The organism is Agromyces allii (genome assembly GCF_009749385.1).
Lineage (GTDB): Bacteria > Actinomycetota > Actinomycetes > Actinomycetales > Microbacteriaceae > Agromyces > Agromyces allii.
In genome coordinates this window covers 333,476-348,372 of the sequence record NZ_WBIN01000006.1, presented here as the reverse complement: position 1 = coordinate 348,372, position 14,897 = coordinate 333,476, and the positions used below count along the sequence as shown (strand labels likewise).

Sequence of the window (14,897 nt, the reverse complement as noted above, 5' to 3'; positions counted from 1 at the left end):
CCCACGCGCGGGCGATCCGCCCGACGACCCGTCGGACGGATCGTCGCGAAGATCCTCCGTCCCGCGATCGGAACGGCTGGCACCAGCCGTTCCGATCGCGGGATACTGGGCACATGCCCGCAACGTTCGTCGTCGTCCCGCTCTGGCAGGGATCCGTCTCCTCCCGCGCGATGAGCCTCGCCGATGGCGCAGCCGCCATCCTGGGCGACCTCCCCGCGACCGCGACCGTGACCGTCGAGGTGCCCGTCGAGGCGGGCGAGTCGCTCGGCACCGGCATCCGGCGCTACAGCGCGGTGCGGCGAACGCGCGAGCGCACCGAAGAGGCGCTCTCCACCGTCACCGGCACGGCCATCACGGTCGGCGGCGACTGCGGCGTCGCACTCCCCGGCGTCGCCCACGCGGCTCGACGCTCGAACGGCGAGCTCGCCGTGCTCTGGCTCGACGCCCATCCCGACCTCAACACGCCCGACTCCTCGCCGTCGGGCGGCTTCGGCGGCATGGCCCTCCGGCACATCGCCGGCGAGGGCGCCGACGGCCTCGCGCTCCAGGGCGAGAGCCGCGTCGCACCGAACCGTCTCGTGCTGGGCGGCGTGCGCGCGATCGACGCCGAGGAGCACCGCTTCATCGAGGAGCACGGCATCGACGTGCTCACCGTCGAAGACCTCTCCGACCCGACCGTGGTCATCTCCTCGCTCGAGGCCACCGGCGCATCGCGCGTGTTCGTGCACATCGACCTCGACGTGCTCGACCCGTCGGCTCTCGCCGGGCTGTCGTACCCGATGCCGTTCGGCGTCGACGCCACGACGCTCGTCGCCCTGGTGAAGGCCGTCGTCGCCCGGTTCCCGCTCGCGGGCGCCGCGATCACGGGGTTCGCGCCGAGCACGCCCGAAGCCGCCGACGACGACCTGCCGACGATCCTGCGCCTCGTCGGCGCGCTCGCGAGCGGCGTCGCGACCGATCCCGCGGGCGAGCCCGCGGCATCCGTCTCCCCCACGCCCTGACCCCGGCGCGCAAGGGGGTGCCGTCGCGCTGCCGCCGTGCCTAGGCTTGGGCCATCCGTCCGCACCGGCGGGTGCGAGAGGAGACCGATGCAACGCGAAGTCGACGTCGTCATTCTCGGCGCAGGACCCGTGGGCGAGAACATCGCCGACCGGGTGCGCGCCGCCGGACTCGAGGTGGTGGTCGTCGAGCACGAACTCGTCGGCGGCGAGTGCTCCTACTGGGCGTGCGTGCCCTCGAAGGTGCTGCTGCGGAGCGCCGCCGCGCTGCGCGCCGCGAAGCGGGTTCCCGGCGCTGCCGAAGCCGTCACGGGCGACCTCGACGTCGAGGCCGTGCTGCGGCGCCGCGACTATTGGGTCTCCGACTGGAGCGACGACGGCGCAGCCGGCTGGCTGGCCGATGCGGGCATCGGGCTCGAACGCGGGCACGGGCGACTCGACGGGGTGCGGCGCGTGGTCGTGTCGCGCGACGGCGACGGCGACGGCGACGTGACGCTCGTCGCCCGGCACGCCGTGATCGTCGCGACCGGGTCCGACCCGGTGATCCCGCCGATCCCCGGGCTCGCCGAGGCGTCGCCGTGGACCAGCCGCGAGGCCACGAGCGTCGAGCGCCCGCCGGCGCGGCTCGCGATCCTCGGCGGCGGCGTGGTCGCCTGCGAGATGGCGACCGTGTTCGCGGGCTTCGGAACCGAGGTCGTGGTGCTCGCGCGCAGCGGACTGCTCGGCGGCATGGAGCCCTTCGTGGGCGACGCGGTGACCGCGGGCCTGCGCGGGCTCGGCGCGACCGTGCGCACGGGCGTGCAGGCCACGCTCGTCGAGCGCACGGCCGACGGCGAGATCGTGCTGACCCTCGACGACGGATCGACCGTGGTCGCCGACGAGGTGCTCGTGGCGACCGGCCGCAAGCCCCGCACCGACGCGATCGGCCTCGAGCGGGTCGGGCTGGAGCCGGGCAGTTGGCTCAGGGTCGACGACGGGCTGCAGGTCCAGGGCGCCGACGGCGACGATGGGGGCGCCGCATGGCTCTACGCCGCCGGCGACGTGAACCATCGCGCGCTGCTCACCCATCAGGGCAAGTACCAGGGCCGTGCGGTGGGCGACCTCGTCGCGGCGCGGGCCGCGGGGCGTCCGGTCGACCTCGGCGAATGGGGCGTGCACGCGGCGACCGCCGACCACGCGGCCGTGCCGCAGGTGGTCTTCGCCGAGCCCGAGGCGGTCGCGGTCGGGCTCACCGAGGCCGCCGCGACGAAGGCCGGGCACGCGGTGCGCACGGCCGAGGTCGCGATGACCTCGGCGAGCGGGGCCGGCATCCTCGCCGACGGCTACGAGGGCCGCGCGAAGCTCGTCATCGACGACGAGCGCGGAACCGTGATCGGGGCGACCTTCACCGGGCAGGACGTCGCAGAACTGCTGCACGCCGCGACCGTCGCGATCGTCGGCGAGGTGCCCGTCGAGCGGCTGTGGCACGCGGTGCCGTCGTTCCCGACGATGAGCGAGGTCTGGCTCCGCCTGCTCGAGGCCGACGGACGACCGGAGGCACGTGCATGAGCCGGGGCACGATCCGGCTCACCGATTCGCCCATCAGCCGCGCCGGCTTCTGGTGGGCGACGTGCGTGGGCTTCGTGTGGGGCTCACTCTGGAGCACGGGCCGCGTCGAGCGCCGCAACGGCCTGTTCGTGTTCACGGGCATGCCGAAGTGGACGTTCGGCCGCGGCGGCTCGTGCGTCGGCGCCTGCTACCTCACGAACCGCAACGACTCCGACACCGTGCTCGGCCACGAGGCCGTGCACAAGCAGCAGTGGCTGAAGTACGGCATGCTGCTGCCGTTCCTGTACCTGCTCGCCGGGCGCGATCCGCTGAGGAACCGCTTCGAGATCGAGGCGGGGCTCGAGGCGGGCGGCTACCTGCCGAAGCGACGACGACCGGATGCCTCGCGGCGGGCGAGCTGAGCGACGCCACCGGTGCCGACTCGCCGCCGCGGCATCCGCTCGCCCCGATGCGCGTGCGTACCCGGCTCGCGTGAGACGACGACGGCCGGCGAGCCCCGCGGAACGGGGTTCGCCGGCCGTCGGCCGTGAGGATGCGACTACTCGGCGAGCACGCCCGCGATGGCCGTGACGAGCGCGGGCATGCCGCCGGCCCAGTCGAAGCTGAGCGCGGTGGGCGGCGAGACCGACGACACCGTGACGGGGTCGTAGACCTGGGCGACCTTGCCGGCCGCGACGGCGGGGATCGCCTGCGTCTCGGGCTTGGTGAGGAAGGCCTCGGCCTCCTCCTGCGAGCTGGAGTAGTTCACGATGAAGTCGGCGTCGAGCTTGTCGAGCTGCTCGTAGCTGAGCTCGTAGAAGAAGCCTCCGTCAGTGGTGTCGAGCTCGGCGACGCTCGGTGCGACCTCGAGGCCGAGCTCGGTGAGGATCGAGATGCGCGGGTCGGCCTCGGTGTAGACGTAGACGAGTCCGTCGCCGTCCCAGACGCCCGCGAAGGTCTTGCCCTCGAACTCGGGGTGCGCGGCGGCCTCGTCGGCGAGGTAGCCGTGGATCTCGTCGAGGACGGCGTCGCCCTCGGCTTCGAGGCCGAGCGCCGTCGCGGTGATCGAGATCGTCTCGTCCCACGGCGTGGTCCAGGGAGCCTCGGGGTACGCGACGACGGGCGCGATGTCGCTGAGCGTGTCGTACTGCTCCTCGGTGAGGCCCGAGTACGGCGCGATGATCAGGTCGGGTGCGGCCTCGATGAACTCCTCGTAGGGGATCGTCGCGCCGCCCTCGTCGTCGTTGATCACGACGGGGTGTTCGACGCCCGCGGCGTCGTAGGCCTCTTCGACCCACGGCAGGAGGTTGCCCTCGCCGACGGTCCAGCTCTGCTCGGCGACCGCGACGGGGTAGACGCCGACCGAGATCGCGGCCTCGGTGGAGCCCCAGCCCCAGGTGGCGACGCGCTCGGGCGCGGACTCGACGACCGTCTCGCCGAACGCGTGCTCGATCGTGATCGGGAAGCCGGTGCCGGCGACCGAGTCGGAGGCCGACGTGGTCTCGTCGGTCGTGCCGGAGGCGCAGGCGGTCAGGGCCAGGGCCGCGGCGGCGAGGCCGGCCACGGCGATGAGCGGACGTCGAAGACGCACGGGGAACTCCTCGTTCGATGGGTGGGGATAAGGCAAGGCTAACCTAAGCGTGCGCAGGGAGCGAACCCGTTGCGTCACGGGCGCGTCACGATTCGCGCGACGCTCCCCCGCCGAGCCCGGCCGTGTGGAATCGGCCGACCGGCACGATCATCGGCGAACCGGCGACCGGGTCGGGGATCACCGACGCCTCGAGCGCGAACGCCCGGAGCACGGTCTCGGGCGTGAGGATGTCGGCAGGGCCGCCCTCGGCGATGATCGAGCCCGCCGACATGACCACGAGGTGGTCGGCGTACCGCGCCGCGAGGTTCAACTCGTGGAGCACCATGACGACCGTCGTGCCGCGCTCGCGGTTCAGCTCGGTGAGCAGGTCGAGCAGCTCGAGCTGGTGCGTCACGTCGAGGTAGGTCGTCGGCTCGTCGAGCAGCACGATGTCGGTCTGCTGCGCGAGCACCATGGCGATCCAGACGCGCTGGCGCTGGCCGCCCGAGAGCTCCTCGAGGCGACGCTCGGCGAGGTCGGCTATGCCCGTCGCGGCGAGGGCCTCGGCCACGAACCGGTCGTCGTCGCTCGAGTGGCGCCCGAACCAGCCCTGATGCGGATAGCGCCCGCGGCCGACGAGCTCCGCCACGCGCACGCCATCCGGAGCGATCGAGGACTGCGGCAGCATGCCCACCCGGCGCGCGAGCTCGCGACGCGGCATCGCGGAGACGTCGCGTCCGTCGAGCGTGACCCGGCCGCCCTCGAGCTGGTGGAGCCGGGCGAAGCCGCGCAGCAGGGTCGACTTGCCGCACGCGTTCGGGCCGACGATGGCCGTGATGCGACCGCTCGGGATCACCAGGTCGAGGCCGTCGATGACCCGGCGGCCGTCGTATCCGAGGCTCACGCCCTCGGCGGCGAGGCCGCCGGGCGCGGTCGGGACGGGCGCGGTCGAGCCGACGCGGGCGGTGGTCGGCTCGGAGCCCGACGAGGGCGGAACGGGTGCGGGCGCTGCGGTCATGCGCGGGACTTCCTCTCGGTGCGGGCGAGCAGCCACAGCATGTAGGGCGCGCCGATGAGGCCGGTCACGATGCCGACGGGCGCGGTGAACTCCGGCAGTGCGAACTGGCCGATCACGTCGGCGCCGAGCGTGAGCACGGCGCCGGTCATAACCGATGCCGTGAGTGCGGCGCTGCCGTCGTCGACGAGTCGTCGGGCGATGGCCGGGGCGATCAGCGCGACGAACGCGACGGGCCCCGCGACCGAGGTCGCGATCGCGATGAGCAGCACCGCGACGAGCAGCAGGATGCCGCGGCGCACGTCTGTGCGCACGCCGAGCGAGGCCGCGTGGTCGTCGCCGAGCGCGAGCACCGGCAGCCCGTGCGCGAACACGGCGGTGAGGAGGCATCCGATCACGACCCCGATGATGAGCATCGTGAGCGCGTCGCCGCGGACGTCGGAGACGCTGCCGACGGTCCAGAGCAGGGCGGCCTGGGCCTGCCGCACCTCGGCGCGCGCGAGGAGCCACGCGATGAGCGAGCCGCAGACATAGGCGAGGCCGACGCCGACGAGCACGAAGCGGATGCCGTGCAGCCCCTGCCGCCACGCGGCCGCCCAGATGATCAGGGCGACGAGGAGGGCGCCGGCGAGGGCGAAGCCCGACACCACGACGCCCGCGAGCCCGAGGCCGAGGATCGCCCAGACGGCGCCGAGGCTCGCGCCGGTCGAGACGCCGAGGATGTCGGGGCTCGCGAGCGGGTTGCGGAGCACCGCCTGGAAGACGGCTCCGGCGAGGCCGAACGCGGCGCCGACGAACACGGCCGCGAGGATGCGCGGCAGGCGAAGCTTGAACACCACGAGCTGCTCGGTGCGATCGCCCTGGCCGAAGAGGGTCGCGAGCACCCGGTCGGGCGACACGCTCGCCGCGCCCGACGAGATCGCGATGAGCGCGAAGGCGAGTCCGAGGGCCGCGCCGACGGCGAGCGTGACGACGAGTCGCCGCCGATTGCGATGGCGGACGGATGCCACGACGAGCCGCACGGCCTCGACGTCGCGGGCGGGCCTGGTCACCGGATCGGTCGTCGTCGTCATCAGAGCCCCGCCACGGTGCGGCTGCGCGCGATCGCGATGAGCACGGGGGCACCGAGGAACGCGGCGACGACGCCGGCCTCGAGCTCGGCGTTCGGCACGATGAGGCGCCCGATGACGTCGGCCGCGAGCAGCATGATCGGCCCGAGCAGGAGCGCGGTCGGCATGATCCATCGATAGTCGGTGCCGACGAGCCGGCGCGCGGCGTGCGGCACGACGAGGCCGACGAGCGCGATCGGCCCGGCGAGCGCGGTCGCGGTGCCGCAGAGCAGCACGAGGGCGATGCCGGCGATGGCGCGGGTCGTGCCCACGCGCTGGCCGAGCGAGTTCGCGACGTCGTCGCCGAGGGCGATGAGGTTGAGCCGGTTGGCGAGCACGAACGCGACGACCGCCCCGACGAGGATGAACGGCCAGAGCACGGCGGCGACGTCGAGGCCCCGGCCCGTGAGCGAGCCGACGGCCCAGAAGCGGTACTGGTTGAACGTCTCGGGGTCGCGGATCAGCACGAGCGCGATGAGGGGCGTGATGAACGCGGTCACCGCGGCGCCGACGAGCGCGAGGCGAACGGGCTGCCCGCGCCCGATCGAGAACACGATGGCCGCCGCGGCGGCCGCGCCGCCGAACGCGAACCAGATGTACCCGAGCGGCGAGCTCACGCCGAGCACGGCGATGCAGAGCACGACGGCGAGCGAGGCGCCGGAGTTCAGGCCGAGCAGGCCCGGGTCGGCGATCGGATTGCGCGTGACGCCCTGGATCAGCGTGCCGGCGAGGCCGAGCGCGACGCCGGCGAGCAGGCCGATGACCGTGCGCGGCACGCGCAGCTGCCAGACCACGTTATGGTCGGCGTTCGCGGGGTCGGGCCCGATGACCGCCTGCCAGACGACACCAGGGTCGATCGAGCGCACGCCCAGGGCGAGGCTCGCGGCGACGATCGCGACGAGGGCGAGCGCGCACGCGGCGAGCACCACGATCGCGCGCCCGGAGCCGATGTGCCGTGCGGAGCGCCGCCGAGGCTGCCCCACGGACGCCCCGGATGACGCGGCCGCCGAGGAGACGTCGGGTTCGGTCCGCGAGGTCGTCGCGCCCGACACGGCCTGCGACCCGCTCACTCGAGTTCGGCGCGCCCGCGGCGCCAGTAGCCCATGAACGCGACCTGGCGGCGGTCGAGCCCGGCTTCGCGCACGAGGAACCGGCGGAGGCCAGTGATGACCGACGCCTCGCCCGCGAGCCACGCGTAGCAGGCGCCGTCGAGGCTGTGCCCGGCCGGCACGTCCCAGAGCGGCGTGTCGGGCAGGTCGTCGCGTTCGGCCGCGGCGAGCGCGGCGGCGGACTCGTCGGTGCCGGCGCGCGAGACGCCGAGGTCGGCGAGGTGGCGCACGACCCAGTCGCGAACGGCGGGTGCGAGGAGCGAACCGTGGTCCGCGTGCGCGGAGCCCGGGGCGGCGTGCGCGGCACCCGGGACGGCACGCGCGAGCCAGCGCACCTCGACGCCGGCGGGCGCGCGCACGTCGAGCCGGTCGCCCGACTCGGGCACCTCGAGGAACGCGGCACCGGTCGCGTCGGCCGGCAGGGACTCGAGGATCGCGCAGATCGCGGGGGTCGCGGTCTCGTCGCCCGCGAGCAGCAGGGTGTCGACCTCGCCGGGGCGCCAGTCGATGCCGAGGGTGCGGCCGGATCCGAACTCGTCGGGGCCGATGAGCACGATCTCGTCGCCGGCCTTCGCGCGCCCGGCCCAGGCCGAGGCGGGTCCGACGTCGCCGTGGCAGGCGAAGACGACGTCGACCTCGCGCTGCTCGGGGCGCACCGCGCGCACGGTGTACGTGCGGAACGGGTTGCGCTGCTCACCCGGCAGTTCACGCCAGGTCGTGTACCAGTCCTCGCCGTCGGGGAACGATGCGAAGCCGTTCGCCTCGAGGGGCAGCACGACCTTCACGCGCTGGTCGAGCCCCGCCGTGCCGAAGTCGGAGAGGTCGTCGCCCGTGAAGGTCACGTTCACGAAGGTCGGCGACAAACGCTCGACACGCGAGACCGCGACGCGGAAGTTGCGATATGCGGGTCGCGCGCGCCGAGGGGCTTCGGTCGGTGAGGTAAGCATTACCTAAGTCTGACACACGGCCCCGCGGCATCCGAACCGCCGATGGGCCCGGGTGCGCTGGTCACCAGACGGGCGGATGCCGCGGCGGCCGACGCAGGCGGCGCTCGAGCTGCGCCGCGAGCGCGAAGAGCGTCGCCTCGCCGCCGGGCCGCCCGATGAGCTGGACGCCCATCGGAACCCCTGCCGGCGTGTACTCGATCGGCACGGTGATCGCCGGCAGGCCGGCGACGTTCACGAACGAGGTGTACGGCGTGACCTGCACCTGCTGGGCGAAGTTGCGTTCGCCGTCGTCGCCGTCGTACCAGCCGACGGCCGGCGGTGTGAGGGCGAGCGCGGGTGAGATCACGGCGTCGTACGAGGCGAACCGCGCGATCGTGCGCCGCTCGAACTCGGACAGCCACGAGAGCGCCTCGGCGAGCTGCCTCGCCGGGAGTGCGCGCCCGCGTTCGAGCAGCCACTGCGTGAGCGGTTCGAGCCGCCCGAGGAGCTCGTCGTCGACGGGGATCGTGGCGGCCCCCGCCTGCCAGATCGTGCGGAACGCGGCCGGGTAGCCGGGCTCGGGGGCCGACGGCACCTGCTCGACCCCGTGGCGGCCCGCGTCGAGCACCTCGATCGCCCGATCGAGCGCCGAGCGCGCCTCGGGCGCGATCGTGATCTCGTAGCCCTCGTCCCACGGGGTCTCGGTCAGCACGCCGACCTGGAATCGCCCCTCGCCGCGGATCGCCTCGCCGAGGTACGGGCCGTCATCGCCCGGCGCGCGGACCGCGAACGGGTGCGCGGCCGGGTACCCGGTGGGGGCGATCATGCCGTCGAGCAGCAGTGCGGCGTCGGCGACCGTGCGGCCGATCGCGCCCGCGACGCCGAGCCCCGCGAGTCCGCCGAGCCCCGACCCGGACGGCACGCGCCCGCGCGACGGCTTGATGCCGACGAGCCCGCAGACCGCGGCCGGGATGCGGATCGATCCGCCGCCGTCCGAACCGGGCGCGAACGGGAGCATGCCGGAGGCCACGGCGGCCGCCGCTCCCCCGCTCGACCCGCCGGCGCCGAGCGTCGGGTCCCACGGGTTGCGCGTCGGACGCCCGACGAGCGCCTCGGTGTACGACGGCAGCCCGAACTCCGGCGTCGCGGTCTTGCCGAGGCTCACCGCGCCGGCGGCGTCGACGGCCTGCACGAGGTCGTCCGAGGCATCCGGCACGAAGCCCTCGAACGCGCGGGAGCCGAAGGCCGTTGCGACGCCCGCCCGCGGGTGCAGGTCCTTGTCGGCGAGCGGCATGCCCCAGAGCGGCGCGACCTTCGGCACGTGGGCGGCGACGAACTCGGCTCGTTCGAGCGCACGCTCGGGTGTGAGCGTCGCGAAGGCGGCGATCTCGGGATCGAGGCGCTCGGCGCGTTCGAGGTAGTGCCCCGCGAGTTCGACGGGCGACACCTCCCCGCGCTGGAGGAGGCGGTGCTGTTCGAGGGCGGTCAGCTCGTGCAGGTCCACGCGTCGAGCCTACGGCCGCCGAAGCCGGACCTGCCGCTAGCATGGCGCCCGTGGGCACGAATCCGGTCACGACCAGGGTCACGAACTCGATCACGCGGCATCCGCTGGTCTGGGGCGTCGGGTGGAGCGTCGTGTTCGGCGCCGCGCTCGTCGTCGCGGTCTCGCTCGACTGGCACGGCCTGGTCGACTGGCTCCTGATCGGCCTGCTCGTGCTGCCGTCGACGATCGCGACCGTGCTCGTGCTGGCGGCGACGCCGAGAACGCATTTCGAGGAGATGAGCTCGGTCTTCTCGCACTTCTTCGTGCGCTACCTCGCGCTCGTCTTCGGCCTCTCCGCATGGGGACTCTCGGTGGTCGTCGGAGCGGCCATCTCGCAGTCGATCCAGCTCGGAGCCGAGGGCAAGGAGGACGAGATCATCGGCATCGGGCTCGACCTCATGCTCGTCGTGGTGCCGGTCGTGGCCGCCGTGCTCTGGGCGGCGTTCGTGCTGCGCTGCGCGTGGTTCCTCGTGCGCGTGCGCGGCTGGTCCGAGGCGCCGACGGCCGACCGGGTGCCCTCGCACCTGTTCGAGACGAGGCCGGCGCTGCGCCGGGTCGTGGTCGGCCTCGCCCATCCCGCGCTCTTCGCGGTCACCGGGCTGGTCGTGGCGATCGCGGGGCCGTCTGCCGCCGGGACCCTCGAGATCAGGTTCTGATCGCCGGCACGACCGGCGTTCCCGCGTCGCGTCGCGCCGAGGGCCGGCGCTACTTCAGCGAGCGCTGCAGCAGCACGGTGCCGAGCCACCGGTCGAACTTGAACCCGACGCGGCCCATGCGCCCGATCTCGGTGAAGCCGTACTTCTCGTGCAGCGCGATCGACGCCTCGGCGCCCTGGTCGGCGATGACCGCGAGCATCTCCTTCAGCCCCGCGGCCTTCGAGCGCTCGATGAGCTCGCCGAGCAGCGCCCGGCCGAGGCCCTTGCCGGCCGCGGCGGGACCGAGGTAGATCGAGTTCTCGACCGTGAACCGGTAGGCGCGCTTGGGCTTCCAGGGCGCGACGAGCGCGTAGCCGAGCAGCTGGCCCGACGGAGACTGGGCGACGATGAAGGGCATGCCGAGCTTCGACAGGTAGGCGAACTTCGCCTTCCACTCCCTGAGCGTCATCGCGTCCTCGTCGAACGTGACCGTGGAGTTGGCGACGTAGTAGTTGTAGATCTCCCGCACGGCGGGCAGGTCGGCGGCCACGGCGTTGCGGATCTCGAAGGAGAACGGCGGCTCGGGCTGCGCGGGCTTGCGCAGGTGCGGTGGCAGTTCACGGCGCGGCTGGTATTCCTCCTCGAGCATGGCGACCACCCTACGCCGCGCACGTCACGGGCAGATGTCACGGGCCGGATGTCACGGGGCTGATGTCACGGGGCTGATGCCGCGGCATCCGCCAGGCGATCAGTCGAGCGCCCAGCCGACCGGCGTCGCCCCCTGCGCCGCGAGCAGCTCGTTCGCACGGCTGAACGGCCTCGAGCCGAAGAAGCCCCTGCGGGCCGACAGCGGACTGGGGTGCGCGGACTCGATCACCGGGGTGTCGCCGAGCAGGGGCTTCAGCTGCTGCGCGTCGCGCCCCCAGAGGATCGCCACGAGCGGGGTTCCGCGCGCGGCGAGGGTGCGGATCGCGTGGTCGGTGACCCGCTCCCATCCCCGGCCGCGGTGCGAGCCCGCCTCGCCCGGACGCACCGTGAGCACGCGGTTCAGCAGCATGACGCCGGTGCGGGTCCACGGCGTCAGGTCGCCGTGCGCGGGCGGCGAGACGTCGAGGTCCGCCGCGAGCTCGGCGTAGATGTTGGCGAGGCTCCGGGGCAGCGGGCGCACGTCGCGGTCGACCGCGAACGAGAGGCCGATCGGATGCCCCGGCGTCGGGTACGGGTCCTGGCCCACGACGAGCACGCGGACCTCGTCGAGCGGCGCCTCGAACGCCCGCATCACGCGATCCGCCGCAGGCAGCACGCCGCGCCCGGCGGACGCCTCGGCGGAGAGGAACCCGTCGAGCTCGGCGATCGCGGGCGCGACGGGAGCGAGCGCTCGGGCCCAGCCGGGATCGACGCGACCTGCCGCGACGAGGTCGTCGAGCGTGCCGAGCCCGTCGAACCCGGTCGCGACGGGTGAGGCGGCGGCGCCCGTGGACGCCGTCTCGAGCCCGTCGAAGACCCCGAAGCCGTCGAGCGGCTCGCCGCGAGCCGCGGCCATGTCAGGCGCCGATGGTCGAGACCAGCACGCCGCCGTCGGCCGGGAGCACCCGCCAGACGCTGCCGGATCCGACGACCCGCAGTCCGCCCTCGCCGATGATCAGCGCGGTGCGCTCGTCGATGCCGAGCGCACTCTCGATGAGCCCGGACTCGACGGCCGCGACGAGGCGCGACAGGTTGCCGCGTTGGGCGACGTGCGCGTCGACCGCGACGTCGATGAGTCCGAGGCCCGCCTCGACCGCGAACTCCGTCCCGGCCTCCGAGGGGTCCTCCGGCGAGACGACCACGCCGTCGATGCGCGACCCGCCGCCGAGCGATCCCTCTGCGGCGATCATCGCGCCCGCCGAGATGCCGAGGTAGGGCACGCCGCTCGCGACCTGCCGCCGGATCTCGCCGAAGACCGGCTCGACGCCCGCCCTGACCTCCTCGACGATGCCGCCGCCCACGACGAGGCCGTCGACGTCGGCGATGGACGCGAGCTCGACCGTCGCGCCGCGCTCGGCCGCGGTCACCTGGGCGTCGAACTCGCCGGCGGCGCGCAGGACCTCGACCAGCACCTCTGCCTGGTGCGCGCCCCCCGGATGCACCGAGAGCACGGCGACGCGGGGCCGGGATCGGCCCGCGGCGCGACCGCGGGCCGCCGCCTCGACGAAGAACGGCGCGTACAGCGCGGCGTGCTCGGCGCCCAGCGCCCCGCCGCCGACGAGGTGCACGCTCATGCGCCGGCCCCCTCGACGTCGTCGGCGGCATCGAGCAGCTGCACGGGAGGCAGCGCCGACCAGGGGAACACGATCCAGTCGTCGGTGCGCTTGTAGTCGAAGTCGGGCTCGAGCACGGTGTGCGACTTCGTGTAGAGCGTCGCGCTGCGCACGTCGGCGCCCGCGTCGCCCAGGATGCCGACGACCTTCGCGAGCGTGCGCCCGGAGTCGGAGACGTCGTCGACGAGCAGCACGCGCTTGCCGCTGAGGGCGGGCGCGTCGAGCATGGGCGGGTGCAGGATCGGCTCGGCGAGGCGTTCGTCGACGCCCGTGTAGAACTCCACATTGATCGAACCGCAGGCCTTGGTGCCGAGCGCGTAGGCGATCGACCCGGCGAACAGCAGGCCGCCGCGGGCGATCGCGATCACGACGTCGGGGCGGAACCCCGAGGCGAGCACCTCTGCGGCGACCTTTCGCGAGGCCACGGCGAAGTCGTCCCAGGTGAGGATCTCGCGGGTGATCCCGTCGCCGGTCGTGCCGGCGTCATTCGCATCGAACGTCATGCTCCAAGGCTAGTCGGCGCGCCGCCGCCGCCGGGTCAGCGATCGCGGTCGTCGGGCGGGCCGCCCGCCTGGCCACGGTCGGGCGAGCCGCCCGCCGGGCCGTCGTCGGCGACCGGCTCGTCGGCGGCATCCGGAGTCCCGAGCATCTCGAGCATGGCGCCCGCGCCGCTCGCGTGATGCGACCGCACCTGGCTCACCTTGTCGCCGATGTACGAGATGACCGTCGCCGACGCGGTGCCGACGATGACGACGCCGCCGGCCATGAGGAAGACCGCGTACAGGCGCCCCTCGGTGGTGATCGGGTACATGTCGCCGTAGCCGACGGTCGCGAGCGTGACGATCGCCCACCACACGGAGTCGCCGAACGTCGTGATCGTCGCACCCGGCGCGTCCCGCTCGGCCTGGAGGGTCGCGAGCGCGACGAAGTAGACGAAGACCACGGCGTACGTCGTGCCGTAGATGATGATGTTGGCGCGCACGGCCGCACCGCTCCGGCGCTGCAGGTACGGCACCTGGCGCAGCAGCGAGAGCACCCGGAACGCCCGGAACACGGGCACGATCGCCGACAGCATGTCGATGGGATGGGTTCGGGCGAACGTCCACCGCCCGCCGCGCGGCGTGAGCGAGATGCGCACGACCACGTCGGCCACGAACACGAGCCACGCGGCGATGAGCGAGATGAACAGCACCGAGCCCGGTCCGCGCGGGATCCAGGGCGCGAGCACGTAGACGGTGTACGCGACGATGTAGACGGCGCCGAGCACCACGAGCGGCACCGTCGTGACACGCTCCCACGCCTCGCGGCGGGGAGCCGGCATCTCGGGCGCCGCGGCCATCAGTCCTCCGTGCGCACGGTCAGGGGCCCCTTCGCCACGAGATGCGGCGCGGACTGCGCGACGGGCTTCACGACGATGAGGTCGAGGTCGACGTGGCGGGGCTTGGTGATCGCGTCGACGATGACCTCGGCGATGTCCTCGGCGACGAGCGGCTCGGGCACGCTCGAGTAGACCGCGTCGGCCCGTGCGCGGTCGCCGCCGAAGCGCACGAGCGCGAACTCGTCGGTCTTCACCATGCCGGGCGCGACCTCGATCACGCGCAGCGGTTCGCCGTTCACCTCGAGCCGCAGCACCTCCGTGAGCGCGTGGGCGGCGAACTTCGCCGCGTTGTAGCCGCCGCCGCCGACGTACGCGGTGTGACCGGCGATGGAGGTCACGTTCAGGATGTCGGCGACGCCGCGCTCGACCGCACCCCGCCGCAGCAGCGGCAGGAGCGCCGAGATCACGCGCTTCACCGCGAGCACGTTGACCTCGAACATCCACGCCCAGTCGTCGACGTCGGACCCCTCGACGCTGTCGAGCCCCTTCGCGCCGCCCGCGTTGTTCACGAGCGCGTGCACGCCGCCCGTGGCCTCGAGGTGGTCGCGGAGCGCCTCGACGTCGGCCTGCACGGTGAGGTCGGCGACGAACACCTCGGCGCCCGTCTCGTCGGCGAGGGCGCGCAGCCGGTCCTCGCGGCGGGCGACCCCGACGACGCTCCAGCCCGCGGCCCGGAACGCGCGCACGGTGGCCGCTCCGATGCCCGAACTCGCACCCGTCACGACCACACGCAGTTCACTCATGCGCCCATTCTGCCGTGCGGCGGGCGGATGCCGCGTGCATGCGC

General features: G+C 73.6%; 16 protein-coding genes. 4 read left to right on the top strand and 12 right to left on the bottom strand.

What is annotated here, in order from left to right:
- Window positions 1–113 precede the first annotated feature (113 nt).
- The 3 genes from GQR16_RS09705 (at window position 114) to GQR16_RS09695 (ending at window position 2,947) form a co-directional block, all read left to right on the top strand.
- Entirely contained in the window at window positions 114–1,001 is an 888-nt protein-coding gene (locus GQR16_RS09705) for an arginase family protein (RefSeq protein WP_157414934.1), read from the top strand.
- A gap of 87 nt (window positions 1,002–1,088) precedes the next feature.
- The gene (locus tag GQR16_RS09700; RefSeq protein WP_157414933.1) at window positions 1,089–2,546 is read left to right on the top strand and encodes a dihydrolipoyl dehydrogenase family protein; all 1,458 of its coding nucleotides are present in this window, start codon (window positions 1,089–1,091) and stop codon (window positions 2,544–2,546) included.
- The gene (locus GQR16_RS09695) at window positions 2,543–2,947 is read left to right on the top strand and encodes a Fe-S oxidoreductase (RefSeq protein ID WP_157414932.1); all 405 of its coding nucleotides are present in this window, start codon (window positions 2,543–2,545) and stop codon (window positions 2,945–2,947) included. The genes GQR16_RS09700 and GQR16_RS09695 overlap by 4 nt, the downstream gene beginning before the upstream one ends.
- A 137-nt stretch (window positions 2,948–3,084) precedes the next feature.
- Here the strand turns inward: GQR16_RS09695 and GQR16_RS09690 are convergent, their stop codons facing one another.
- From GQR16_RS09690 to GQR16_RS09665, 6 genes are all read right to left on the bottom strand, one after another.
- Entirely contained in the window at window positions 3,085–4,116 is a 1,032-nt protein-coding gene (locus GQR16_RS09690; RefSeq protein WP_157414931.1) for an iron-siderophore ABC transporter substrate-binding protein, read from the bottom strand.
- Between the two features lie 85 nt (window positions 4,117–4,201).
- Window positions 4,202–5,113 carry an ABC transporter ATP-binding protein gene (locus tag GQR16_RS09685; protein ID WP_157414930.1) on the bottom strand — a complete coding sequence of 304 codons (912 nt, stop codon included), beginning with the start codon at window positions 5,111–5,113 and terminating at the stop codon, window positions 4,202–4,204.
- Window positions 5,110–6,183 carry a FecCD family ABC transporter permease gene (locus tag GQR16_RS09680; protein ID WP_157414929.1) on the bottom strand — a complete coding sequence of 358 codons (1,074 nt, stop codon included), beginning with the start codon at window positions 6,181–6,183 and terminating at the stop codon, window positions 5,110–5,112. Before GQR16_RS09680 ends, GQR16_RS09685 begins: the two co-directional genes overlap by 4 nt.
- On the bottom strand, window positions 6,183–7,289 hold the full coding sequence (locus GQR16_RS09675; protein ID WP_246200683.1) for a FecCD family ABC transporter permease: 1,107 nt from the start codon (window positions 7,287–7,289) through the stop codon (window positions 6,183–6,185). Before GQR16_RS09675 ends, GQR16_RS09680 begins: the two co-directional genes overlap by 1 nt.
- Entirely contained in the window at window positions 7,286–8,275 is a 990-nt protein-coding gene (locus GQR16_RS09670) for a siderophore-interacting protein (protein WP_157414928.1), read from the bottom strand. Before GQR16_RS09670 ends, GQR16_RS09675 begins: the two co-directional genes overlap by 4 nt.
- Window positions 8,276–8,336: 61 nt before the next feature.
- A complete protein-coding gene (locus tag GQR16_RS09665) occupies window positions 8,337–9,758 on the bottom strand; it encodes an amidase (protein ID WP_157414927.1) in 1,422 nt (473 codons plus the stop codon).
- A gap of 50 nt (window positions 9,759–9,808) precedes the next feature.
- On the opposite strand from GQR16_RS09665, the gene GQR16_RS09660 reads away from it, so the two are divergent.
- Entirely contained in the window at window positions 9,809–10,453 is a 645-nt protein-coding gene (locus GQR16_RS09660) for a hypothetical protein (RefSeq protein WP_157414926.1), read from the top strand.
- Between the two features lie 49 nt (window positions 10,454–10,502).
- Here GQR16_RS09660 and GQR16_RS09655 read toward each other — a convergent pair whose 3' ends face one another.
- From GQR16_RS09655 to GQR16_RS09630, 6 genes are all read right to left on the bottom strand, one after another.
- A complete protein-coding gene (locus GQR16_RS09655) occupies window positions 10,503–11,081 on the bottom strand; it encodes a GNAT family N-acetyltransferase (protein ID WP_157414925.1) in 579 nt (192 codons plus the stop codon).
- A 99-nt stretch (window positions 11,082–11,180) separates the two neighbouring features.
- On the bottom strand, window positions 11,181–11,975 hold the full coding sequence (locus GQR16_RS09650; RefSeq protein ID WP_157414924.1) for a uracil-DNA glycosylase: 795 nt from the start codon (window positions 11,973–11,975) through the stop codon (window positions 11,181–11,183).
- Window position 11,976: 1 nt separating this feature from the next.
- Window positions 11,977–12,693 carry a Type 1 glutamine amidotransferase-like domain-containing protein gene (locus GQR16_RS09645; protein WP_157414923.1) on the bottom strand — a complete coding sequence of 239 codons (717 nt, stop codon included), beginning with the start codon at window positions 12,691–12,693 and terminating at the stop codon, window positions 11,977–11,979.
- A complete protein-coding gene (locus tag GQR16_RS09640; RefSeq protein WP_157414922.1) occupies window positions 12,690–13,235 on the bottom strand; it encodes a phosphoribosyltransferase in 546 nt (181 codons plus the stop codon). Before GQR16_RS09640 ends, GQR16_RS09645 begins: the two co-directional genes overlap by 4 nt.
- 35 nt (window positions 13,236–13,270) lie before the next feature.
- Window positions 13,271–14,071, bottom strand: a complete 801-nt coding sequence (locus tag GQR16_RS09635; RefSeq protein ID WP_157414921.1) for a potassium channel family protein — start codon at window positions 14,069–14,071, stop codon at window positions 13,271–13,273.
- Window positions 14,071–14,853, bottom strand: a complete 783-nt coding sequence (locus GQR16_RS09630; RefSeq protein ID WP_211373477.1) for an SDR family NAD(P)-dependent oxidoreductase — start codon at window positions 14,851–14,853, stop codon at window positions 14,071–14,073. Before GQR16_RS09630 ends, GQR16_RS09635 begins: the two co-directional genes overlap by 1 nt.
- Window positions 14,854–14,897 lie beyond the last annotated feature (44 nt).